Source organism: Paenibacillus sp. FSL H8-0261 (assembly GCF_045040645.1).
In the GTDB taxonomy this organism is placed as follows: domain Bacteria; phylum Bacillota; class Bacilli; order Paenibacillales; family Paenibacillaceae; genus Paenibacillus_AQ.
In genome coordinates this window covers 5,849,112-5,871,709 of record NZ_CP150297.1, presented here as the reverse complement: position 1 = coordinate 5,871,709, position 22,598 = coordinate 5,849,112, and the positions used below count along the sequence as shown (strand labels likewise).

Below are 22,598 nucleotides of genomic sequence, written 5' to 3'. Positions count from 1 at the left end.
AGGCTCTTTTTCTTTGAAATTTTAAATTTTATATCTTGACAACGCATTCACAATCATGGTAATTTTTAGTTGGGAAACCGGTTTCCCTAAAATTATTTGTTTTTTGTGTTAAAGACGTTAAAAACATTAGAGACATCACTGGGCGGGCTTGGTTTTTAATCAAGGAAGTAGGCTTTAGAGTGTTATGAATACGCTTTAATAAGAGAGGGAGATGCACGCAATGAAACGTAGGTTATGGTATGTACCCGTTCTAATTACATCTATTCTTCTTTCTACCGTGATTAATTTGTTTGTCTTAACACCGCAAAAAGCTGAAGCGGCAAGCATCGGCACGATTAATGAGAACGACACTATTTATCAGATTATGGTTGACCGATTTAATGATGGAGATACTTCCAACAATGCTACTGGTGCGGCAATTCGCTATGGAGAAAACTCTGAGGAAGATTTCCGTTATATGAAAGGCGGAGACTGGCAGGGGATTATCGATAAGCTATCATATATTAAAAATATGGGCTATACCGCGATTTGGATTTCCCCAGTGGCTGAGCCACAAATGACTAACCGGGAAAACAACGGTACCGGTAAAAATACAGCCTATCACGGATACAACGTTAAGAACCCTAACGCTGCCAATCCATACTTCGGAACGAAGGAGAAGCTGAAAGAGCTTGTGGATTCCGCACATGCGCTTGGCATCAAAGTAGTGATTGACGTTGTGCCAAACCACGTCGGTGATTATATGCTAGGTTCCCAAGCCTATTATGATATCCCATCATTACAGCCAGTGGCTCCGTTCAATAATCCAGCATGGTACCACCATAATGGAGATATTAACTGGTCTCTAGCGGATGGAAGATATGATCAGTGGGCGCAGGATTACTTAGAGAATCATGATTTGGGCGGGCTAGATGACATTGATTTCGATGTTCCTGCGGCTAAGCAGGCGATATTCGATTCCATCAAAGGCTGGTTTGATTATACAGGCGCTGACGGTGCGCGTGTGGATGCTGCCAAGCTGATGAAGCCAACAGATATTGGTGAACTACAAAATTATCTGGGCGTTAATACATTTGGCGAGAATTTCGACGGAAATGCTGAATTTGTCTCACGTTGGGTCGGAAACAATAAGGAATGGGGCATGCTCGATTTCCCAATGTTCTTCTCCGTACTTAACAGCTTTGCTTATGGGCAGTCTTTTGAGTCCAATATCAAAAGCACCTTGGCACAGGATTCCTACTACAACGGGAATGCCAATCACATGGTTACCTTTATCGACAATCATGACCGCAACCGTTTTCTAACGGAAGCCGGGGGAAGCGTTGATAAGCTGCAGAATGCTTTAACCTTTATTTTTACAGTTCGTGGAACACCGGTTGTCTTCCAAGGAACAGAGCAGAACAAAGGCAATGGCAACAGTCAGATCATGACAGGCGGTATTGCGGATACTTGGAACCGTTGGTCTATGGTGAAACGGGATGCAAGCGGAAACGTGATTGAGAACTATTTTAATGAAAATGCCAGCACCTACAAGCACGTAGCCAAACTTAATGAAATTCGTAAAAATAACCCAGCACTACGTACAGGTACTCAACGTGAAATGTGGGCTGCACAGAACTTATATGCCTTCTCACGTCGTATCGACACTGGAACTAATCAAGGTCAAGAAGCTATCTCTGTATTTAGTAATCAATCTAATGGTTCGCAAACGGTAACTATCCCGCTACGTGCCGAGAGTAGTTTGACCGCAGGAACAGTTTTGTATAATCAGCTGAATACTGCAGATACAGTGACTGTACAATCAGGCGGAGTAACTGGAAAGCAAATTACTGTAACTGTAGGTGCGAATTCAGCCAAAATCTATGCGAAACAACAACAACCATCAGAAACAGTTCCTCCAACTACTCCGACTAATGTAACGGCAACTGTTCAGAATGCATCTAGCGCTTTGATCAGCTGGACGGCTTCTACCGACAACGTAGGCGTAACTGGATATGAAGTTTATCGTAATGGTGTCAAGGTAGGCACAACGGCGACTACTTCCTATACGGACAATGGTTTATCCGCTAGCACTACCTATAACTACACGGTAAAAGCATTTGATGCCGCAGGCAATCTATCTCTTCTTAGTGCGATTGCGTCTATTACAACACCAGCAGGGAACAGTGTCACGATTTACTATAAGCAAGGTTATACCTCGCCTTATATTCATTATCGCCCAGTAGGAGGTACATGGACGACATCTCCGGGTGTGGCTATACCTGTATCTGATGTAGCCGGGTACAACAAAATAACAATTAATATCGGCTCCGCCAGCCAGCTTGAAGCATGCTTTAACAACGGCAGTGGCACATGGGACAGTAACGGGGGAAGCAACTATCTATTCGGTACTGGAACCTGGACTTATACGCCAACAGGAAGTATTACATCGGGTGGACCAGTGACACCAACGCCAACACCAACAGTAACACCGACACCGACACCGACACCGACACCGACACCAACACCAACGGTAACACCGACACCAACGCCGACAGTAACCCCAACACCAACGCCAACGCCAACGGTAACCCCAACACCAACGACTACACCGACTGGCAACACTGCAACGATCTATTATAAGAATACGGCTTACAGCAGCTCTTACATTCATTACAAGCTGGATGGGGCGATAGTCTGGACGACGGCTCCTGGTGAACAGCTTCAAGCTTCTTCTTTCCCAGGATATAAGTCGATTACAATTCAGCTGGGCACTGCATCCGGACTGACCGCAGCCTTTAATAATGGCAGTGGTACGTGGGATAACAACGGCAGCAGTAATTACCATTTTGATGCTGGAACCTGGAGCCTGGTGAACGGAAGTATCAGTGCAGGGGAACCTCAAGCAGACAGTGTGACGTTTCGTGTAAATGTTCCAGCGTCTACTCCGGTGAGCGGACCTGTGTATCTTACCGGTACCTTCAACAGCTGGAATGCAGCGGATCCAGCCTATCAACTTACTAAAGGTAGTGATGGGGTGTATTCCATCACACTGAGCTTACCAGCAGGAACAGCGGTGCAATATAAAGTTACGCGGGGCACTTGGACTAATGTGGAGGTAAACTCGAACGGATCGGACATTTCCAATCGAACGCTTACTCCAGCAGGCGGCGCACAAACAGTGAACCTGACCGTTCAGCGATGGAAAGATCTATAAGTTACTATAAGAGTGGTTCAAAATACCTTTCACATGCCAAGGAGCGGCCCCCGTGTGGGGCCGCTCCTTGGTAAGTAGTACGAAGCTTATTCATTGTAGAAGATACAATAGAAAAGTAGTCCAATTATGAAGTTGCTCCAGAGAATTTAGCTCTCATCGTGGATTCACGAGGAATTAGTTCTGGCTCTAATAGCAAATGCTTGTGGGGTGCATCATTGCCACGAATGCGCTCCATCAGCAGCTGCCCTGAAGATACACCCAGCTTAAACGTATCGATATTAAGCGAAGTTAAAGGAGGTGTTGTATAACGGGACAGCGGATATTCATCGAAAGCGGCGATGCCGAGTTCAGATGGAACATCAATTCCGAGTGCTTTTGCGGCTTGAAGCACCCCAAAGGCTACATAACTGTTCATACACACCACAGAGTCTGGCCGTTCTTCACGCTGCAAAAGCTCAAGTGCAGCATGATAGCTATCATGTTCATCAGCCTTGCAGTTAATGATCCATTGCTGAGGAACGGTAAGATCCGCCTGCTGTAATGCGCTTAAGTATCCACCTAGGCGATGTGTATAAATTTTTTCCTGCTGCTGCCCGCCTATGAAGGCTATCTTTGAATAACCTTGTTCGATGAGATGCTCGGTCAGCATGTTGCCGCCTGCTTCATTATCGAAATCAACCCAACTTCCGGGGGTCATAATCTCTCCAATGGAGATGTAAGGAAACTCCAGTTGATTCAGTTCTTCAGATAGCTCTTCAGTCAGCACCGAGTTGTTGGCAATAATACCGTCGACACGTTTGCTAAACACAAGCCTATTTAGAAAATGGCCTTCTGGACTGCTATGTTGCACATTGGAAATGGTCAGCTCGTATTTTAAAGGTGCAATTACGCTCTCGATTCCACCAATAATGTTGTAGAAGAATTGGTTCAGAAACTCACTTTCTTTAGACATATCGACCAGTAAGCCAATATTGCAGCTGCTTTGTCTAGCTAACCCAGTAGCAATACTGCTTGGCGTGTAGTTCATTTGCTTCATAATCTCTCGAACCTTTTGTTTCGTTTCCTGTGATATTTTTGGGGAATCATTTAGTACTTTAGATACAGTAGATTTAGCCACATTGGCTGCTTTAGCAATATCAGAAATCGTTACTTTCATCGTCGTCCCTCATAACTTGAAAACGGTATTTGTAACCATAATAACACAAATTTAGCAGTCTCTCTAATGATGTATGAACAGATAGATAGAACGATAAAAGTATAGAAGGAGTCCATAAGTTATGCCTCAATCATGGTTTGTATATCATACAAGTGAAGATCCATTTGCCTATTCTGTAGGTACAGGGACCCTGAAGCTCAGATTATTTACACAAGCTGGACAGCAATTATCCTGTACCGTAATCCACTCGGATCGTTATGATTCTCCGGGGCAAGAAGTTCCTTTGCAGATGGAGCGGATTGGGTCGGCCGGTATTTATGAGATTCATGAAGCAATTATTCAGACCAGCACTAGAAGAAGCAGATATCTATTCCATATAGCGAATGCTGCGGGGCAGTATATCTGGTATGGAGAGAGGGGCGCGTCGGAGAATCGGGAGCGTGCAGGTTCTTTTCAATATGCATATCTTCACCATTCTGAGGCTTTGAAGTTACCGTTATGGAGCCAGGATGCGGTGACCTATCAAATTTATCCTAGCAGCTACAATGGTGGAACTCTAAAAGGCATTACGGACAAAATACCTTATCTACAGCAGCTTGGTGTGAACACTATTTACATGACGCCTGTATTTGAGTCTCCTTCCGAGCATAAATATAACACCTCCGATTATTATAAGATCGACCCTGCATTTGGCGATGTAGATGGATTGAAGACGCTAGTCAGTGAGGCACATCGCCATGGAATTAGGGTCATTTTGGATGCCGTGTTTAATCATTCGGGAGATCAATTCTTTGCTTTTAAAGATGTGATGGAAAAAGGCGAGCAGTCTCCATATAAAGATTGGTTCTTTATTCGTTCTTTTCCCGTAACACAGACGCCTGCCCCGAATTATGAGACATTCGCTAAAGCTGAAGCGCATATGCCTAAGCTGAATATGGATCATCCCGAGACGGCAGATTATATGATTGGAGTTGCCAAGTATTGGATTCGTGAAACAGAAATAGACGGCTGGCGTCTTGATGTAGCGAATGAGGTCAACCCGGCTTTTTGGTCCCGGTTTCGGCAAGAGCTAAAGTCTGAATTTCCTGAAATTCTACTCATTGGAGAGATAATGCATGCATCTGGGCCTTGGCTTAGAGGGGATCAATTCGATGGTGGCATGAATTATGTGCTTCGGGATGCCGTGCTGGAATTCTTTGCAGAGCAGTCAACAGGGCCAGATCGCTTTATGGAGCAAGTACTCCATCAGGAGGCGTTGTATAATGAACAGGCGAATTCGGCTATGTTTCAATTGATTGGCAGTCATGATACGTTGCGTTTTCTTACAGCGTGTAAGGAGGGGGGGCGTGGCTGGGACCGCGAGAGTACGGCAATACAGCGCATGAGGTTGGCAGTTTTTTTTCAGATGACTTATATCGGTATTCCGATGATCTATTATGGGGATGAGGTTGGGATGGAAGGAGCTACGGACCCTCACTGTAGAAAAGCTATGGTATGGCAAGAGCAAGCTCAAAATACAGCGCTGCTGAAGTGGTATCAAGAGCTAATTTTCCTAAGAAAAAGCTGTGATATTCTACGAAAAGGTAAGTTTCGTCCTTGGTTCACGGATGAAGTCCGTAATGTCTTCGGTTATACACGGGGAATGGATCAAGAGAAGATAGGTTTAATTATCAATAATTCTCCGAACGCGTACGAGCTTGAGCTTAATGTATATCGTTCGGATAAGAATTTGCTTACCGATTTACTGTCAGGAGCTACTTTTAAAAATAATAACAAGCTTATAGTGAGCATTAAACCGTTTGGATGTTTAATGTTGTACTAAAATAGTATAAGGCCTCTCTTCAAAAGAAGGGGCCTTATTCATCAAGAAACGGGTGTCATCTCCAAAGGATGGCGAAGCCGTTTCTTTTTTTAAATATAAGAAAGTATAAGTTTCACGCTATACATTATCCTTATATTTCTCGCATAAACGCTGACCGTCCTTTAGGGACGCTAAAGGCGTTTTTCCTTGTTTGTAGCACTTTTTTTATTTTTGTTCTTTAAGTCTCTATACTCCTGATTCTCCCATTGTTTTAGCAACGGAAAAGGGTCAAAAGCCCATTCAGTAATCCCTCGGTCACGGTAGATGCCAAAATGTAGATGTGGCGGGAATTTCCCTTGTGTTCCTGGATTTCCGTAACCTGAGCTGCCAACCCAGCCAATGATTTCACCTGGTGAGACGATATCTCCACGAGAAATGGATTTGTTATACCCGGATAAATGGGCGTAATAATGGTAACGGTTCTCGATATCACGAATTCCAATTCTCCAGCCACCGTAGCGGTTCCAGCCTTTAGTTTCCACTAAGCCAAAGCAGGTGCTGCGTACCGGCATACCTTGCGGTGCAAAGAGGTCAGTCCCTTCGTGAATACGTGCCCCACCCCAGCTTCTGCCGGTTCCCCAAGTGCTACGATAAGAATAAGAATTACTTAAGGGAAGTGGAAAAGCATTACCTGACAGGTCAAGCCGACCAAAATGTTCATATAGCTTAGCGAACTGAGCTATGCGCTGAGAGGCACGACCATTGTGATAATACTCCCAAATGCCAATGCTGAAATCATTAGGTGAATCACCATATTTCTGCAAGTGTCTAGCCATACTATATAGAACATCAGCATCATTCTCTGGATCGGCGATTCCATCACCTGAGCCATCACGGCCGAAGCCGTTAAAGAAAGTGATGGATTCAGGAGAAGTATCCTCCTGATCCGGGTTGAGTGGACCGGACCATACGGGTGCTGGAATCATGATTCCAGTAAGACGGTTGGTGACGGGTTTGTCTGAGGAACCTTTTTTGGCGATGGTGCGTTCATATTGATCAATGGCTGCGAATCTAAACCAAGGGATTCCAGTGGCTGCACTCAGTTGATCATAAATCCCCCTACGGGCAGACCATATGGATTCTTTGCTAGCATTAACAGAATTGCCGCTGCTTTCCACCGGTTGGACTGTAGCCTGTACTGCAGCTGCTGGAACGGGAAGGCCTAAACCACCCCAAAGGATAGCGGCCGCGGACAGACATAACATAGTTCTCCGGTTATTAGTATTCTTAAATAGGGCCAGCAAGATAACAGCCTCCTTTTGTCCGGGCGTAGAATTGAATGTAGGCACTTCGGATAAAGCTTTTATTATAGATTGAAGCAAAAGGCTACTTTTTATCCGTTCTTGTCTAAAGGTACCAGTAAATTCTTCGCCGGAATCGAAGTTGAGATGCCCTGCATATTTCACAAAAACAGGCAATTGTAAAGCGCACATGGTATAATATGAGGCAGCATCTTTCATCTGCAGCATCACATTCAGGAGGAAGCGGGGTTTATTATTTTGACGAATAAAACAGCAAAGCAGCCTAAGCCGGATTGGATTAGAATCAAGCTAACTACCGGTGATAACTATCAGGAAATCAAGAGCATGATGCGTTCTAAAACTTTACATACCGTATGTGAAGAAGCTAGGTGTCCGAATATTTATGAATGCTGGGCAAATCGAACGGCTACCTTTATGATTCTTGGTGATATATGTACTCGCGCATGCCGTTTCTGCGCTGTGAATACAGGGTTGCCGACAGAGCTGGACCTGCAGGAGCCTGAACGTGTAGCAGAAGCTGCAGAGGGAATGAACCTTCGCCATTGCGTGGTGACCAGTGTGGCCCGTGATGATCTTGCGGATGGTGGCGCCCAGATTTTTGCTGAGACGGTAGCGGCAATTCGTAAACGCCTTCCGTTATGTAGTGTTGAAGTATTGATTCCAGATTTCCTGGGAGAACGGAATAGTCTAGAGATTGTTATGAACAGTAATCCAGACATTCTTAACCATAATATTGAGACGGTGGAACGGATGTCAGACCGTGTTCGGGCTAAAGCGAAGTATCGCCGTTCGATGGAACTGCTGCGCAGAGCTAAGGAAATGAAGCCGGATATTCCTACCAAATCAAGCATTATGCTTGGAGTCGGTGAAGAGTGGGATGAGATTTTACAAGCAATGGATGATTTACGAGCCGTAAATTGTGATATATTGACTTTAGGACAATACTTGCAGCCTTCTCCAAAGCATTTGAATGTGGAGAAATATTATCCACCAGAGGAATTTGCACTGCTTAAGGAAGAGGGATTGAAGCGTGGCTTTAGCCATGTGGAATCAGCTCCGCTTGTTCGCAGCTCTTATCGTGCGCATGAGCAGGTGAAATCTGCCGCTCAAGCTCGTGAGGAGCGCACGGTTTCTTCTAGTTAATTTTTGATTTTTCAAGGTAGCAGGGGGCTGAAGGAGCGAAGCGATCTGAGTCTCCCACCCCTAGGTTACACATAAAAAAACGTTGATTTGAGTCATTGGAGAGAAATGTTGGAGCTGTAGGAGCGTTAGCGTTCGCCTTTGTTGATTAATTTCACCGCTGAATGCGGTTCAAATAAAAGAAATTAATCAACAACAGCGACCGAAAGCCCAATATTTCTCGGAAATGACGGCATAATCAACGAAAATACTTTCCTTCGAAAGGCAGGCGACAAAAGGTTTGATCGTTATAGGCGGAAAAGGCTACGAACTAATGTTAGATCATAAGGATGGTTGGAATCCGGAGGCGTTTCGCGGAAGATATAGCGAAGTGCTGGAAAGATACGACTACATTATTGGTGACTGGGGTTACAGTCAGCTGCGTTTGAAAGGTTTTTATCGGGACAACCACCCAAAGGTGAATCGGGATACAGCGATTTCTGGCATGGTCGATTATATTAATGAATATTGCAATTTTGGCTGCGCATATTTTGTGTTGCATAAGTTAAAAGAGGTACCACAAGAAGGTTTGTTCAAGGATATTCTGATCAAAGAAATACCAGAGCCGAGTGAGGAAGAAGATTCGGAGCTAGAAGCTGAAGATAATGATGGAGCGGCTATAGATAAGGAGCTCTCCTCTAAAGAAACATCATCTAAGCAAGGTTCGAATTCATCTGCTGCATTTAAAGAGATGACTTCTGCTAAGGATAGACCTTTGAGAGAACATCAAAGCCGAAATCACCGGGGTAAAGATTCGCAAGGGAAGAAATCCAAAAAGGAATTTCAAAGCAGACCACCACAAGGTCAATCCCAAAAACCCCAAAACACACAAAAGCCTCAAAATAATCAAAACACACAAAACACACAAAACATAGAAAATCCACAATCTTAACGATGAAAGCTGACCATAAGTAGAGTCCTTCTACGAATGAGACAGCTTTTTTCTTTTGAATAGATATGTACAAATAATAAAGGCAGCAAACCCCATCTCTGGAGAATTTCTGCCTTTTCTTATGGATTATTTTATAGATAATTTCAATTGCTTTTGTGTAGCATTGTAACTCCATACGAGTGCCGGAAACTTCTTCTTAAAGGCATTTAATTCAATGTAGGTCTCACCATTCTGAGATAGCGCCTCTTTGGAGGAAAGCGTAAAGCCGGTAGATGTGCCTGTTCCGCTCTTTACGATGATCTTCTTGTTCTTGGCATCCCAGGTGATCTCGCCCTCGACAAGCGCAGCCAGCACCAGCGATGAAGCATAAGTTTTATCGCCCTGCTTAACAAGACCAACATTACCAGCAAAAGGAACCCCGTTGATATTTAAGATATGATGATCTCCGGTGACTTCTAAAGTCTTCATTCCAGCAATCTGCAGGGCGGTAATCAACTGTGCAGTTTTCCCTTTTACCTCAATATCCGGTGCGAGACCAATATGATTAAAGTCTTCTTTTTTAGGTGTTAGATATTTCTGCGTGGTCAATTTCAGCATGTCGCCATTAGACACTGGAAGTAGGCTTTGAATACGCGCTTTGCCGTAAGAACGAGTGCCTACAACAGTAGCCAGCTTGTTGTCGCGCAGGGCGCCCGTAAGAGCTTCTGACGCACTTGCAGTGTATTCGTTGGTTAGAATTACGACGGGCACACCGATTTTGCTGCCACTAGTAATCGTTACAGGAGTTAACGCGCCACTTTGATCAGAGGTATACATCATGATGCCTTTATCCATAAAACTAGAGGCAATGTTGTATGCCGAATCCATGTATCCACCCAAGTTATCACGTAAATCAAGCACCATGGATTTCATTCCCGCTGTACGCATCTTCTTCAGCATAGCGGCGAATTCTTCATCAGAATTCTGTGTGAAACCACTTAGCGAAATATAGGCAATTTTCGGACCAATGAGGGTTCCAAAAACGGAAGTCGAGTTCAGTTCATTTCGGGTGACAACATAAGATTTTGTGACACCATTTCTGAGGATCAGCAGGGTGACCTTAGTGCCCGCGGCTCCACTTAGTTCCGAATCATCCGTTTCGTCAACAGGTATTCCGTTGATTTTGAGAATCGTATCGCCGCGTTTCAAGCCTGCCTTTTCAGAAGGAGAACCTGGAGAGATTTCTTCGATGTAGAGCTCTGTTGGCGTATATTGAAGTTTAACACCGATGCCAACGTATTCGAGATCAACCGCATGTTCAAATTGCGCCGCTTCCTCGGAATTGAAGTATTGGCTGTATGGATCATCCAGTGTGTTCACCATGCCGTCAATTGCTCCGCGAATCAAAATATCTTTATCTACATCTGAAAGATTATAGTTCTCTAATAGCTTCATTACTTCATTAATAAGATCACTGTTGTCTGTGGAAGCTTTAGCGGCATCTGCAGCGGAAGCCAGTGGAGCAAATGTAATAGATAAAGCTAGACAGCTGGTTAACAGTGCACTTATTATTTTTTTTGATTTCATGGAATCAAACACCCTTTTTATTAGGATTTCACAAGTTTATTGTAGATGCTATATGTGTCATCGATTGTCCATACACCAGTATCCGACTTGGATAGAATATAGATGAGGCCTTGCTCATAAGTCTCCTCTTCACTAGCTTCCTTGTCTTTGCTTTCTACATATATAGCAGCTTCTTTGGCACTGTAATAATAAATATTTGAAATGCCTGGAGTATAGGTAATATCATACGAAGCAAAGAAATCATCCAAATCTGCCTTGAGAGAGGAATCATATTCTTCTCCATATGAAGTCATCGTGGAAAGAACTGCTGTAGGATTCTGTTCGTTCATTGCTTGATAATACTTGCTAATAGTACCTTTGATGGCATCCGCATCGTTTTGAGGGATGTTGGCTGCTGGTTTTATACCTTGTTCATGAGTAAGGAGAACGGTCGAGCTTTGGGATTCCACGGATGAAATCTTCCAGCTTCCGTTCTTGCGGACCAGGGTATATACGTATTCATTCTCTGTATCTGGAGTATAAGTCCCACCTATTCTGCGTGAACTTTCAAGCGTATACACAGTGGCTTCGTCAGCTGTAATGTCGAGGATTTCCAAGCTATCAATAGTATTCTTTATGTCAAAAGCTTTAAAAGATTCATTGAGTTCGGCCACTGATTCCGTGTAAGAGTACTCCGGATCCATAAGGGAGTAGAAGCTAGTCGCTTTTTCTTCATTGAAATATTGATTAGACAAACGGATTAATGCTGTAATGGCTGCTTCGTCCTTACCTTTGGAGACAGGAGTAGTAATTTGTACACTTCTACTGGTAGAATTCCAGACAGCTGTGCCCCCGGTTGCCTCTGCGATAAAACGCAAAGGGATGTATGTAGTGCCGGCTGAGGAAACTGGTGCAGTGGTTAGTTTTTTAACGGTTCCGTTAACAGTAGCGCGGTTACTGCCAATTTTGAGGGTAATCGCAAGATTTGAACTTTTTCCTGTTACCGTTCCAGTTTTGGCATCCCAGAGAACTTGAAGTCCAAGCTTCTCAAAGACAACCCGGAAAGGTACAAGTACAGAATTGTTCGCTAAGTATGGGGATCCAGCGGTGAAGGAAACCTTACTTCCGTTAATATAAACATCAATTGGTTTCGATGCTGCAAAAGCCGGGACCGCAAGTATGAGGGCCAGTAGACTTATGCTTAAGAGGGATAAAAATCTTTTCAACAGTACTCTCTCCTTTTATGTAACTCTTTGTAAAATAGCCTCATTATACCATTTGGCTTCTCTCTCAGTCTATCAGTTGGTGTTAGTTTTGTCACACAAAAAAGCCGGAGAAATGGATATCTCCAGCCACTGAAAATCGTTGGATCGAAGGTTAATCTTAAACTAAAAAAGCTTCACGTACACGGTTCCAGAACGGAAAAGGACGGTACCTGGCGAAACTGACCTTCTTGTCCGATACTTGGCAGCGTACTGAAATCAGATCATCTACTGGGATATTGTTATGATCTATCGTGAGTAGTAAGCGCTGATCCTTACATGAAAGAATATCGCAATGGTGATGCTTCGGCAGTAGTAATGGCGACCCCATTGTTCGAAATACGCGGTTGTTAATTGAGGCGATTTCGGCAATCTGCAGCGCTTCTATAGATGGGTGAACCATGGCTCCCCCAAGGCTTTTGTTATAGGCCGTGCTACCAGAAGGAGTAGAAATACAAAGCCCATCACCCCGGAACATTTCGAAGGTAACATCATTGATGTCAACTTGAATCATTATAGTTCCATCTACCCCTTTAAGGGTAAATTCATTTAGGGCAATGTGGGACGAAGAACCGGATTTCTTGTGAATTTCCAGCTCAAGCAACGGATATTTCACGATACGAGGTTTCTGAGGCTCAGAATCCTCGGTTCCGCACATGTAGTCGATTAAGGTGGGTAGCTCTTCCGCTTGCCAGTCCGCATAGAAGCCTAAGTGTCCTGTGTGCACACCTACGAAGGCTAGATTGGGGATTTGATCGATAAAGGTATGAAAAGCGTGCAGCATTGTGCCGTCTCCGCCAATAGAGATGACGATTTCGGGAGACTCGGCATCCAGTTGCAGGTCCCGCTCCGCCGCCAGCTTGTGAAACTGCTCGGCAAGTTTGATTGATAGTTCATCACCGCGGTCCAGAACATAATATCTCAAGATGTACAGGCTCCTTTTGTATAATTCAGTCATACACCGATCATAATCAATCTTGACCCGGAACACAATATGTTAATCAACTTCGCCGTACCCATCGAATCATTGTCATGAATACAGGGATAAGCAGTGAGACTAGAATTGCAGCAGTTAATAATAGGCTCAGCAGGGCGAGGCTTGCCGTGATCCCTGAGGCAGAAGGAGTAAAGGCAGCAGAGACTGGTAATGATACCCATGCGGTAGACAGCCCTGTTTTCATCACAGGGTTCCAGAGCAGCAAGACCAATCCTGATGCGAGTATGGCGTGAATTAGCCGTGCAGTCAAAAATGGCAGATACCGCAGCCCGGTACCGTTCAGAATACTTGCCACCTGGGCATGTACAGATAATCCGCCCCAAGAGAGAATGAAGGCAGCTGCCGCTACCTTGAACTGAAGCGGGATGGAAGCTGCGGCTTCACCTGCTGAACGGGCACCGATTGTCACCTCAAAGAATCCGCTAATGAGAGCCTGAGCTAGTTCTGGAGGACCACCTACAAGGGACACAAGATGTCCGGTCATGTTAAAGAGGGAGGATAGGATACCGGCACGGGCTAGCAGTTCCATTAGCACATTGAAGAATACAACCAAACCGCCTACGACAATAATAAGCTTTAGCGAGGACTGGATTGCTCCCTTTAATAGCTCCCCAAAGCTCCGTCCATCTTTGCGCCGAGCCTCCTCCATGGCAAGAAGTGCTGCATGGATTCTTCCAAAACCTTTTTTGGCTGGAACAGAGGGGGCAGTAGAACTAGTTATGGATGGGTCTTGGGAGGGGGAGCTCTGTTCTTTGCGTCCATGGAACGACATTAGCAAGCCAACAATCAAACCGCTCCCATAGTGGGCGAGGGCTAGGATGAGCCCCAACGATGCGTCTCGAAAGAAACCAACGGATACTGCACCTAACAGAAAGATTGGGTCAGAGGAGGTTGTGAAAGCGACTAATCGTTCGCCCTCTACTCTGCTAATCAGATTCTGTTCCCGCAGCTTAGCGGTTAATTTAGCGCCAACAGGATATCCTGATACATATCCCATCGCAGCGACAAACCCGCCGCTACCTGGTATACCAAAAAGAGGGCGCATCAATGGATCGAGCAGTGCACCGAAGAGATGAACGATCCCTAGGCCTAGCATGATTTCGGATATGACGAAGAATGGAAATAGGGAGGGGAATAACACATCCCACCAGATGGCCAGGCCTCGTAAGGCTGCGCCAAGGGATGCCTCCGGATGAAGCAACATCAGCAGCATACAGCCTGCCAATGTTATTCCCAGCAGTGGGCCGCCAATCTTTTTAAAAGTCATAATTAACGCCTCCTGATCTATGGTTAGATGTATGCGAAAAGAAGGACAAACAGCACAAAAAAAATAAAGGAAGCGGTTACATAAATCGGTGCTTTTTCGTTCGAAATATGATATTATGTAAATAAGAAATGCACCCTCTGTTACAAGAATAAATGGGATGGAGTGATGGCGATGAGCGTTGTAGCCGGAGTTCTCGTTTGTGCTTTTGTATATGTGATCCGGGTCTCTCTCGTCCCTTCAGGTGATGAAGAATTTCGGACCTACTGACAATAACCTCCAGGCGCTAAACTATAGTTTAGCGTCTTTTTTCTGCCGTTTAGGGGCACTTTCGACGGATATCCGAGCCGTGCTTTTTTTTGGTATAATAAAGTAAGAAACGTTTCATTAATATGGAAGAGAGCTGGTAACCTCAATGAATCCAAATGAGAGTATATATGAGAACCTAGGAGGAGCTGAGGCGCTACATCGATTGGTGGAAGTGTTCTATGCCAAAGTGCAGCTTCATCCGCAGCTGGGTCCGTTATTTCCTGAAGACATTTCTCCTGTTCTGGAGAAGCAGTATCAATTCCTGACACAGTTTTTTGGCGGTGGCCCATTGTATTCAGAACTGCATGGACATCCCATGATGAGAGCAAGGCATATGCATATTCCCATTACTCCAGAACGTGCTGAAGAATGGTTGCAGTGTATGAAAGAGGCGCTTGAGGAGACCGGCGTAGAAGAGCCGCTACGTTCGTTCGTGCTCAGCCGTCTTGCAGGTCCCGCACATCATTTTGTTAACATGCCCCAGGAATAATAAGGGACAGGTTGATCCTGAAAGGAATGAGAGTACTTGCCAGAGTTAATACCCCTATATTCTATTAAGGTCAAATGTTGCAATTGTGAACATGAATTTTCAACCTCTCGCGTACGCCCTAGCCTAAAAAAGGCTATCCGCCGCGATGCTGATTTTTGCGCATATTACAAAAACGAGAATCCGGATTATTATGTTGTACGTGTCTGCCCGAGTTGTGGGTTTGCCTCTACAGAAAATTCAGCGGACAAGCTGACGGATCTGCAGCGAAAAACATTTAATGAACAGGTAGGAAAACGATGGAAGAGCCGTGACTTTGGGGATAAACGAAGCTGGGAAACTGCACTTGAGACCTATAAACTGGCGCTTTTATGCGCTCAAAGTATTAACGATAAGGATCGAATTATTGCAAGTCTGCTTCATCACATTGCCTGGTTGTATCGGTATCAAGGGAATACGGAACAGGAACAACGCTTTTTGCGCTATTCATTAGCTGAATATGTGAAGGTATACGAAAAAGACGGAATAGCTGGCAATGATGCCCGGCTCATGTATCTTATCGGCGAACTTAACCGGCGCATCGGAGAGTTCTCTGTGGCTGTAATGTGGTTCTCCCGCCTGATTAATGATCAGAAGATTATGGATGCTGCGATGATTCGAGCTGCAAGGGAGCAGTGGGTTGTGCTAAGAGAGCAAATGCGCGGCGAAGCTGTAGATATTGATGCCGATGGATTGCCTTCAGGTTCTTAAAGCTTCACGAACAACAAAAAGCGCAGAAGAGAGTAATGCTCTCGTCTGCGCTTTATAAAAATGGTAAGATTGGGATTTAGATGACCTTCTATTTATCGGACTGCCCGATCGAATAGGAGGTAATCTCCGTCGTTATCTACAACTGTGGGACTGGCGCTGCAACATGGGAAGACAAGTAGTTTTTTCTTGCCGTCACGAACGATTTGCAATTCTTTTGGCTTCATAGGGAGAAGAACATTCTCCGAGTTGCAGAAAGGGCAATACTGCACATACATATCGCCTAAAATAATGTCATAAGGCCAGGTATGACTAAAAGGAATCATTGTGAACCCTTCCCAGAAGGAGACTCTTCATTTCCATCCTCAGCTTGCGGTGAATTCTGCTTTTTGGATAGCTCAGCTATTTTTTGTAGCAAAATATGTTGGGGCATATGCATCAAGTGTTCCAGTGGAACGCCTAGTTGCTTGGATAACGTTATGGCTGTTTCCGGTGAAATTTGTAGTGGCTTCATATGGATGCCCTCCTAAAGTTTATCGGCTATGAATGTTCCGGTATCGTTATTCACTTTACCATGGTGTTAAGTCAATTACAAAGAAAACCAAATGAGAGCAAAGGAATGGTGAGAAGACATGAAACAACCATTATCACTGACTTGGGAACTTGATTCCATATTTCCTGGAGGATCGTCCTCTACTGAGTTAGAAAGCTTTTTAAAGAATCTTGAACAAGATATTGCAGCCTTACAGGGTCTGGTGAAGAATGCTGTAGCTCCAACGGATGTTGAGTCTACAAAGGCGCTGGACGAGGTTATAGAACTGCTTCAGAGCTGTTCAGGAAGACTTGTGGAGGTCTCTTCCTTCGCAGACTGTCTGGGCGCTCAGAATCAAATGGACAAAGGTGCGGTAAGACTGGCGGCTCGAGTGACAAGTATGCGTGCCGGATTCGAAGGCATTAGCTCACAATTCAGTAACGTGCTTCGTCAGACTACAGACAAGGTATGGGCAGAGTGGATGGCACGTCCGGAGATTGCTCCATTAACGTTCGTGCTGAGCGAGAGCCGTGACTTGGCCCGTGAGAAGATGAGCCCAGAGTTGGAAAGCTTAGCGCTTGAACTAGCCGTTGACGGATATCATGGATGGAGCGGGCACTATGATACGATTGTAAGCTCGATTAAGATCCCATTTGAGGATGAAGAAGGAACAAAGCTGCTCTCCGCAGGTCAAGCTTTTAACAAGCTGGATGATCCAGATCCGAAAGTACGTCAATCCATGTTCCATAAATGGGAAGAAGCATGGACCGAAGCAGCAGATAACTGTGCGGATACCTTGAATCACTTAGCAGGCTTCCGTCTGAAGCTCTATAAAGGAAGAGGTTGGGAAGATATTCTGAAAGATCCGCTGAGCATCAATCGTATGTCACAAGATACTTTGAATGCGATGTGGGACGTGATTACGAATAGCAAGCCTGCACTCGTGACCTATCTTCAGCGTAAAGCTAAGCTGCTTGGACTGGATGCTCTTTCCTGGGTAGATGTCGAAGCGCCAGTGGGTAAATCTTCAGGAAAAATCCCATATGATCAGGCCGCTAAAGATATCGTTACCCAGTTCCGCAAATTTAGTCCGAAGATGGCAGAGTTTGCAGAGCGTGCTTTTGATAATAACTGGATTGAGGTTGAGGATCGTCCGGGAAAACGTCCTGGAGGTTTCTGTACATCCTTCCCTGAGAGTAAGGAATCGCGGATTTTCATGACTTATAGCGGTACTACTTCCAATGTTTCAACCTTGGCACATGAGCTGGGACATGCTTATCATTCTTACTTGCTGGATGATCAACCTGTATTTAATCAGAACTACGCTATGAACGTTGCAGAGACTGCTTCAACCTTCGCAGAGGTCATTGTATCTGACGCTCAGGTTAAAGCCACTAGCAACGCTGAAGAGAAACTGGCGTTGCTTGAAACGAAAATTCAAAACAGCGTAGCCTTCTTTATGAACATTCACGCTCGGTTCTTATTCGAGACTCGTTTTTATGAGAAACGTAAGGAAGGCCTTGTAAATGCTGAGGAGCTGTCTGAATTGATGGTGGAAGCACAGAAGGAAGCCTTCTGTGGGGTGCTTTCGGAATACCATCCTCATTTCTGGGCTTCTAAACTGCATTTTTATATCACAGATGTGCCGTTCTATAACTTCCCTTACACCGTTGGCTACATGTTCAGCACAGGCTTGTATCGACTGGCTCTGCAAGAAGGAGCGTCCTTTGCAGACAAATATGATAGCTTGTTGCAAGATACTGGTGTGATGACTTTAGAGGATTTGGTACTTAAGCATCTGGGTGTGGATCTTACGAAGCCGGACTTCTGGCAAGGCGCTACAGATCTGATTGTAGCTGACATTAATGAGTTCTTGGAGATGACGGAGCAATTAGTTTGAAAAAGTCTAAACTAAGACAAATTTAGCGGTAGAAAAAACAACAATTTTTCAGCATGAACACGCAAAAGCCCCTGATACAAGGGCTTTTTTTAATGATAAAATGTCGAAAAATCACGATTTATAAAAAGAAATATGCGATTAATCTATGGATTTCGCGCATATATAGGGATAATAACCCAATTTTGCCGAATAATGTTGTTTGCCATTTGTTAGTAACCTATAATGAGTCTTAAGCCTTATATAAGGCACGCTAGAGTACCACTTGGCTAAACTCACAAAAATAAGCAAGCGCTTACGAAGTCAGTTCTGCGAAGTGCACTCAAATCAAGCTATGCTCACAAAACTTTTAGGAGGAGAAGTAATGCTTAAGACGGAACAACTATCATTAGCGAGACAGATGGATATGGTGTTTAAGGAGCTGCAGGAAGAATTATCGGGATTAACTTCTGGTACGGTTTTTGTGCAAATACGAAATAACATGATCGGAAAATTCGGGATACGACATAATCCTCTTTCTGGGCGAAGCGGGGGATTCACTGATGCAAAAGAAGGGATGACAGATGGACAACAGTCTTCTTTTCGACTAATGGCGCTGGAAAGCCTGAAATACAAGCGGCGTTGGACGCATGGTGAGATTTCTTATGAATTCGCCATTAGACAGGGAATGGTGATTGTAGATGCTACGTTGGAGTCCAATTATAATATGGCGAATCTAATGATTCGATCGCCTCGTAATGCCTTTGCTGAAAGTTCCGAACAGTTTTTTGGTTAAGCGTTGTTTACATAAAATTTCAATAATTGTGAAAATCAAAAACCCTCCCACAGCTTCGGAAAGAAGTGTGAGAGGGCTCAAAAGCTACTCGGCTTTAGGCTTTATGCTTGATATCGCCCTAGCCGGATAAAACACTTAAGATAACGTTGTTACTGACGACCAGACAGTTGTTGTTCTGCCAGTTGTACTAGACGTTTAGTGATGTAACCGCCCAGAGAACCAGTTTCACGAGAAGTGTAGTTCCCGTAATAACCGTCAGCTGGGATCGTTACTCCAAGCTCCTGTGCTGCTTCATATTTCAACTGTTGCAATGCCGCAGTTGCTTGAGGAACGACCAGGTTATTGGAACGGCTGCTACGACCTTGACCTGCTTGACCCATGTGTGTCACCTCCTTCGCCCGTTGTGAAGATAGTATGAGCGCTAAGAGGTTAATTCATGCATCACTTCGAAAGGTTTTAAGGATGGTAATTATTAGTGAAATAAAAGTGAGGATAGAAATCCTTTATTACTAGGGATTACACAAAAAAAATCGGTCTTCCCTTACGTAATCGCAAGGCAAGACCGATATAATGTATATCTGCTTTAAATCTCAGGATAGATCATTTCCAGCACGGTGGATAGATTCTGACTCTGACCGGGTTCTACCGTTAAAAGACCTGTGAAGGAAGTATCCTCGGATACATTCGGTGCATTCGCGAGCCATGTATAGGGCTCAACACACAGAAATTGATCAGCCGGTCCTTTGGTATATAGCACCCAGTGACGGAATAGATTCTCGTCAGCAGTATAACGAAGGCCATAACCATCATCGCGTAATAATAAGGCTTCTACAGGCTGTTTTTCTCCAATACGTAGAGCAGTATCAAAATTAGTTCCCTGCATGTTCATTCCGGTGTTCAAGGCTTCCAGATCACCAAGTGGAATCAGATTGCCGCTAGGGAGCAATTCATCGTTCAGTTCATAAATACTATTTACTGGGAGCTTAAGATTCCAGCGCTCAGGTTCTCCATCAATCATAAACCAGGTGTGATAACCGATCCCAAAAGGAATTCGATGATCTCCAAGATTTGTAACCTTTAAAGTTTGGGTAAATCGGGCTTCCTGAAGCCTAAACGTCATTTCGAATTTAAGTGGGATAGGGAATTGCTCCATCCAGTGAGGATCATCTTCCGTTCGGAATTCAGTAGTGACCGCGCAACCATCCTCATCTTCTTCAATATCGCTGACACACCAAGCCTGAGTTCGGTGTAGACCATGAATATGATTGTCATTAGCGGTATTCTGGTCAAATTGATAACTTGTACCCTCGAACTGAAATTGGCCCTTGCGAATTCTTCCGGGTGGAATTAATAGCGGCATGCCAAAATGGTAAGGTTTTTGCATAAAGAAAGCTTGATCGCTTTCATCAGGCCGCCGTAGAATTTCCCGTTGTTTCTTTACATCAAACAATGAAATCACGTTATTTCCTAGTCGCGGCAAAAGCGTGACTTCCAGTTCACGGCTGTGCAAAATATAAGTATCATAACCGCCCCACTGCCCTTTGGTCACCTGTTTCATGAGATATGCTCCTTTATCGTAACTGTAATCGAATAGAACATGGATAACCTTATCATAACAGATTTATACGGTAGTGGTTAAGTGATTTGACAACTTCTCTTTATGGTTCTATGATGAAGGCATTAATTCATGATGATAATGTGATGACGGGGACAAGTAGGCAGGTATTGCACCTTCAGAAAGCCGGTGGTTGATGCGAACCGGTAGGACAAACCTGATGAATGGACCCCTGAGCGCCGAGCTTGAACGGGAGCTAAATGCCCTAGTAGACCGGCCGGATCTTCCCCGTTAACGGAAGACTAAGGCTGTTTTCTTCTTGTCTAAACAAGATTAAGCAGCGAATAAGGGTGGCACCACGGTCTCACGTCCCTTGCGGATGGGGCTTTTTTTTGCGTTCTCGGAAACTTAGAAATGACATCAAACGGAGGTCTATATTATGAAAAAAGTAATGTCAGGCATTCAGCCAAGCGGTTCACTTACACTGGGGAACTACATTGGAGCACTGAAAAATTTTGTGAAGCTGCAAGATGATCATCAATGTTTCTTTATGGTTGTCGATATGCATGCAATCACTGTAGCACAAGATCCTGCGGCACTTCGTGAGCAGTCAGAGTCCGTAGCGGCCCTCTTTATTGCAGCAGGAATTGATCCTGCACGTTCTAATGTCTATATGCAGTCGCACGTGCCACAACACGCTGAACTGGGCTGGATCATGACGACACTTACAGCAATGGGCGAGCTGGAGCGTATGACCCAGTTTAAAGATAAATCATCAGGTAAAGATTCTGTTGGCGCTGGTTTATTCGTCTATCCTTCCTTGATGGCAGCAGATATTCTTGTTTATAATGCAGATCTTGTGCCAGTTGGAGAAGATCAGAAACAACATTTGGAGCTGACTCGTGATTTAGCTGGTCGCTTCAATAATCGTTTTGGCGAATTCTTTACCATTCCGGAGCCGTACATTCCAGAGGTGGGTGCACGTATTATGTCTCTGGATGATGGCACCAAAAAAATGAGCAAGAGCAGTCCAAACGCAGGCAGCTACATTGCTCTGTTAGATTCACCGGACGTAATCCGTAAAAAAATCAGCCGTGCAACGACTGATTCAGGACGTGAAGTAATTTTTGATCCAGCTAATAAGCCAGAGATCAGTAATTTGATGAGTATTTATTCCGAATGTTCTGGAATGACACTGGGGCAAATTGCCGATCGTTATGAAGGGCAAATGTATGGCGGCTTTAAGAAAGATCTTGCTGAAGTGGTTGTAGCTACGCTTGAGCCTTTACAACAAAGATACAATGAAATTCGTAGCTCGGGTGCGATCACAGATATTCTTGCAGAAGGTGCTGATCGTGCGCGCATTGTTGCAACAGAGACGCTGAATGGAGTTAAAGAGCGAATGGGATTTCTGCCAGCTCGTTAATCTAATCAGCGCTTAGGCTTTCCTGTTTGCGTCTGATCTTGGCCTTGAGGATAAATCCCCAGCCAATATTCATAACACAGAGAAATCCGAGCAGAAGTGCCAACCAAAAGCTATAACTGATCGCGATTGAAGCGGCAGTAAGAATAAGAATAGAAGAACAAGCGAACCAAAGTGAAAGTCCTTTACCCATTAAGAGAGCCTTCCTTTCTATGTCTGCTAAAATGAATCCCGGAGTATGATAATAATACTCCGGGAT

At 44.4% G+C, this 22,598-nt stretch carries 20 protein-coding genes and 1 other annotated feature; of the genes, 9 read left to right on the top strand and 11 right to left on the bottom strand.

Annotated features, from left to right (window positions below):
• Window positions 1-220 precede the first annotated feature (220 nt).
• Window positions 221-3,196 (top strand): carbohydrate binding domain-containing protein, encoded by a 2,976-nt coding sequence (locus tag MHI27_RS26120; RefSeq protein ID WP_405174997.1) that lies wholly within the window; start codon window positions 221-223, stop codon window positions 3,194-3,196.
• A 124-nt stretch (window positions 3,197-3,320) separates the two neighbouring features.
• Here MHI27_RS26120 and MHI27_RS26115 read toward each other — a convergent pair whose 3' ends face one another.
• Window positions 3,321-4,352, bottom strand: a complete 1,032-nt coding sequence (locus MHI27_RS26115) for a LacI family DNA-binding transcriptional regulator (protein WP_076285269.1) — start codon at window positions 4,350-4,352, stop codon at window positions 3,321-3,323.
• A gap of 121 nt (window positions 4,353-4,473) precedes the next feature.
• On the opposite strand from MHI27_RS26115, the gene MHI27_RS26110 reads away from it, so the two are divergent.
• Window positions 4,474-6,174 (top strand): alpha amylase N-terminal ig-like domain-containing protein, encoded by a 1,701-nt coding sequence (locus MHI27_RS26110; RefSeq protein ID WP_405174996.1) that lies wholly within the window; start codon window positions 4,474-4,476, stop codon window positions 6,172-6,174.
• A 170-nt stretch (window positions 6,175-6,344) separates the two neighbouring features.
• Here MHI27_RS26110 and MHI27_RS26105 read toward each other — a convergent pair whose 3' ends face one another.
• Entirely contained in the window at window positions 6,345-7,418 is a 1,074-nt protein-coding gene (locus tag MHI27_RS26105; RefSeq protein WP_081383020.1) for a M23 family metallopeptidase, read from the bottom strand.
• A gap of 294 nt (window positions 7,419-7,712) precedes the next feature.
• On the opposite strand from MHI27_RS26105, the gene lipA reads away from it, so the two are divergent.
• Window positions 7,713-8,618, top strand: coding sequence for a lipoyl synthase (lipA, locus tag MHI27_RS26100; protein WP_042191639.1), 906 nt, complete (start codon window positions 7,713-7,715; stop codon window positions 8,616-8,618).
• Between the two features lie 310 nt (window positions 8,619-8,928).
• A complete protein-coding gene (locus MHI27_RS26095) occupies window positions 8,929-9,546 on the top strand; it encodes a YutD family protein (protein WP_081951311.1) in 618 nt (205 codons plus the stop codon).
• 126 nt (window positions 9,547-9,672) lie between these two features.
• Here the strand turns inward: MHI27_RS26095 and MHI27_RS26090 are convergent, their stop codons facing one another.
• From MHI27_RS26090 to ylbJ, 4 genes are all read right to left on the bottom strand, one after another.
• Window positions 9,673-11,112 carry a S41 family peptidase gene (locus tag MHI27_RS26090; protein WP_405174995.1) on the bottom strand — a complete coding sequence of 480 codons (1,440 nt, stop codon included), beginning with the start codon at window positions 11,110-11,112 and terminating at the stop codon, window positions 9,673-9,675.
• A 20-nt stretch (window positions 11,113-11,132) separates the two neighbouring features.
• Window positions 11,133-12,317 (bottom strand): stalk domain-containing protein, encoded by a 1,185-nt coding sequence (locus MHI27_RS26085; protein WP_339267067.1) that lies wholly within the window; start codon window positions 12,315-12,317, stop codon window positions 11,133-11,135.
• Window positions 12,318-12,474: 157 nt separating this feature from the next.
• The gene (locus MHI27_RS26080) at window positions 12,475-13,278 is read right to left on the bottom strand and encodes an NAD kinase (RefSeq protein WP_042191633.1); all 804 of its coding nucleotides are present in this window, start codon (window positions 13,276-13,278) and stop codon (window positions 12,475-12,477) included.
• 76 nt (window positions 13,279-13,354) lie between these two features.
• A complete protein-coding gene (gene ylbJ, locus MHI27_RS26075) occupies window positions 13,355-14,617 on the bottom strand; it encodes a sporulation integral membrane protein YlbJ (RefSeq protein ID WP_341129136.1) in 1,263 nt (420 codons plus the stop codon).
• 412 nt (window positions 14,618-15,029) lie between these two features.
• On the opposite strand from ylbJ, the gene MHI27_RS26070 reads away from it, so the two are divergent.
• Window positions 15,030-15,413 (top strand): globin, encoded by a 384-nt coding sequence (locus MHI27_RS26070; protein WP_042191628.1) that lies wholly within the window; start codon window positions 15,030-15,032, stop codon window positions 15,411-15,413.
• A 36-nt stretch (window positions 15,414-15,449) separates the two neighbouring features.
• Window positions 15,450-16,160 (top strand): DUF2225 domain-containing protein, encoded by a 711-nt coding sequence (locus tag MHI27_RS26065; protein ID WP_341051791.1) that lies wholly within the window; start codon window positions 15,450-15,452, stop codon window positions 16,158-16,160.
• A 92-nt stretch (window positions 16,161-16,252) separates the two neighbouring features.
• Here the strand turns inward: MHI27_RS26065 and MHI27_RS26060 are convergent, their stop codons facing one another.
• Both MHI27_RS26060 and MHI27_RS26055 read right to left on the bottom strand, forming a co-directional pair.
• Window positions 16,253-16,483, bottom strand: a complete 231-nt coding sequence (locus MHI27_RS26060; RefSeq protein WP_042130921.1) for a hypothetical protein — start codon at window positions 16,481-16,483, stop codon at window positions 16,253-16,255.
• Window positions 16,480-16,671, bottom strand: a complete 192-nt coding sequence (locus tag MHI27_RS26055; protein ID WP_149645011.1) for a YycC family protein — start codon at window positions 16,669-16,671, stop codon at window positions 16,480-16,482. The genes MHI27_RS26060 and MHI27_RS26055 overlap by 4 nt, the downstream gene beginning before the upstream one ends.
• 118 nt (window positions 16,672-16,789) lie before the next feature.
• Here MHI27_RS26055 and MHI27_RS26050 point away from each other — a divergent pair, with 118 nt between their 5' ends.
• Complete coding sequence (locus MHI27_RS26050; protein WP_405174994.1) at window positions 16,790-18,589, top strand: M3 family oligoendopeptidase; 1,800 nt, start codon at window positions 16,790-16,792, stop codon at window positions 18,587-18,589.
• Between the two features lie 361 nt (window positions 18,590-18,950).
• Entirely contained in the window at window positions 18,951-19,361 is a 411-nt protein-coding gene (locus MHI27_RS26045; protein WP_076285261.1) for an O-methyltransferase, read from the top strand.
• Window positions 19,362-19,510: 149 nt separating this feature from the next.
• Here MHI27_RS26045 and MHI27_RS26040 read toward each other — a convergent pair whose 3' ends face one another.
• Together MHI27_RS26040 and MHI27_RS26035 are read right to left on the bottom strand one after the other, a co-directional pair.
• The gene (locus MHI27_RS26040) at window positions 19,511-19,741 is read right to left on the bottom strand and encodes an alpha/beta-type small acid-soluble spore protein (protein WP_042130917.1); all 231 of its coding nucleotides are present in this window, start codon (window positions 19,739-19,741) and stop codon (window positions 19,511-19,513) included.
• 203 nt (window positions 19,742-19,944) lie between these two features.
• Window positions 19,945-20,919, bottom strand: coding sequence for an aldose 1-epimerase (locus MHI27_RS26035; protein ID WP_405174993.1), 975 nt, complete (start codon window positions 20,917-20,919; stop codon window positions 19,945-19,947).
• Between the two features lie 134 nt (window positions 20,920-21,053).
• Window positions 21,054-21,293 (top strand) — a binding site (T-box leader).
• Between the two features lie 62 nt (window positions 21,294-21,355).
• Between MHI27_RS26035 and trpS the strand changes: the two genes are divergently transcribed.
• Window positions 21,356-22,342: a tryptophan--tRNA ligase gene (trpS, locus tag MHI27_RS26030; protein ID WP_076285259.1), complete on the top strand. Its 987-nt coding sequence runs from the start codon at window positions 21,356-21,358 to the stop codon at window positions 22,340-22,342.
• Between the two features lies 1 nt (window position 22,343).
• On the opposite strand, the gene MHI27_RS26025 is transcribed toward trpS, so the two are convergent.
• On the bottom strand, window positions 22,344-22,532 hold the full coding sequence (locus tag MHI27_RS26025; RefSeq protein WP_042130914.1) for a hypothetical protein: 189 nt from the start codon (window positions 22,530-22,532) through the stop codon (window positions 22,344-22,346).
• Window positions 22,533-22,598 lie beyond the last annotated feature (66 nt).